General features: G+C 52.3%; 2 tRNA genes and 1 rRNA gene. All 3 read right to left on the bottom strand.

The window, feature by feature from the left end:
• Positions 1–76, bottom strand: a tRNA-Ala gene (locus tag C3420_RS16900).
• Between the two features lie 44 nt (positions 77–120).
• A tRNA-Ile gene (locus C3420_RS16895) sits at positions 121–197 on the bottom strand.
• Between the two features lie 61 nt (positions 198–258).
• Positions 259–1,703 (bottom strand): 16S ribosomal RNA (locus C3420_RS16890); the annotation flags it as partial.

Raw genomic sequence — 1,703 nt, 5'->3', positions numbered from 1 at the left:
TGGTGGAGACTAGGAGAGTCGAACTCCTGACCTCCTGCGTGCAAAGCAGGCGCTCTACCAACTAAGCTAAGTCCCCAGCTTATCATATAGGATTCAATGCTCTGATTTTCTGTTTGCAGATGGTGGGTCTGACAAGACTTGAACTTGTGACCCCACGCTTATCAAGCGTGTGCTCTAACCAACTGAGCTACAGACCCTCAGATACATCGTCATGAAGAACAACTTGTTGTGGATTCTTACCAATCGTCAATCTTTCGTTAAGGAGGTGATCCAGCCGCAGGTTCCCCTACGGCTACCTTGTTACGACTTCACCCCAGTCATCGGCCACACCGTGGTAAGCGTCCTCCTTGCGGTTAGACTACCTACTTCTGGTGCAACAAACTCCCATGGTGTGACGGGCGGTGTGTACAAGGCCCGGGAACGTATTCACCGCGGCATTCTGATCCGCGATTACTAGCGATTCCGACTTCACGCAGTCGAGTTGCAGACTGCGATCCGGACTACGATCGGCTTTTTGAGATTAGCATCCTCTCGCGAGGTAGCAACCCTTTGTACCGACCATTGTAGCACGTGTGTAGCCCTGGCCGTAAGGGCCATGATGACTTGACGTCGTCCCCGCCTTCCTCCAGTTTGTCACTGGCAGTATCCTTAAAGTTCCCGGCATGACCCGCTGGCAAATAAGGAAAAGGGTTGCGCTCGTTGCGGGACTTAACCCAACATCTCACGACACGAGCTGACGACAGCCATGCAGCACCTGTATCTAAGTTCCCGAAGGCACCAATCCATCTCTGGAAAGTTCTTAGTATGTCAAGGCCAGGTAAGGTTCTTCGCGTTGCATCGAATTAAACCACATGCTCCACCGCTTGTGCGGGCCCCCGTCAATTCATTTGAGTTTTAGTCTTGCGACCGTACTCCCCAGGCGGTCTACTTATCGCGTTAGCTGCGCCACTAAAGCCTCAAAGGCCCCAACGGCTAGTAGACATCGTTTACGGCATGGACTACCAGGGTATCTAATCCTGTTTGCTCCCCATGCTTTCGTACCTCAGCGTCAGTATTAGGCCAGATGGCTGCCTTCGCCATCGGTATTCCTCCAGATCTCTACGCATTTCACCGCTACACCTGGAATTCTACCATCCTCTCCCATACTCTAGCTTTCCAGTATCGAATGCAATTCCTAAGTTAAGCTCAGGGATTTCACATCCGACTTAAAAAGCCGCCTACGCACGCTTTACGCCCAGTAAATCCGATTAACGCTCGCACCCTCTGTATTACCGCGGCTGCTGGCACAGAGTTAGCCGGTGCTTATTCTGCGAGTAACGTCCACTATCCTAGAGTATTAATCTAAGTAGCCTCCTCCTCGCTTAAAGTGCTTTACAACCAAAAGGCCTTCTTCACACACGCGGCATGGCTGGATCAGGCTTGCGCCCATTGTCCAATATTCCCCACTGCTGCCTCCCGTAGGAGTCTGGGCCGTGTCTCAGTCCCAGTGTGGCGGATCATCCTCTCAGACCCGCTACAGATCGTCGCCTTGGTAGGCCTTTACCCCACCAACTAGCTAATCCGACTTAGGCTCATCTATTAGCGCAAGGTCCGAAGATCCCCTGCTTTCCCCCGTAGGGCGTATGCGGTATTAGCATTCCTTTCGGAATGTTGTCCCCCACTAATAGGCAGATTCCTAAGCATTACTCACCCGTCCGCCGCTA

The organism is Acinetobacter sp. ACNIH3 (assembly GCF_002918965.1).
GTDB lineage: Bacteria > Pseudomonadota > Gammaproteobacteria > Pseudomonadales > Moraxellaceae > Acinetobacter > Acinetobacter schindleri.
The sequence above is the reverse complement of the archived record's forward strand: the minus strand, read 5'-3'. Positions and strand labels throughout refer to the sequence as shown.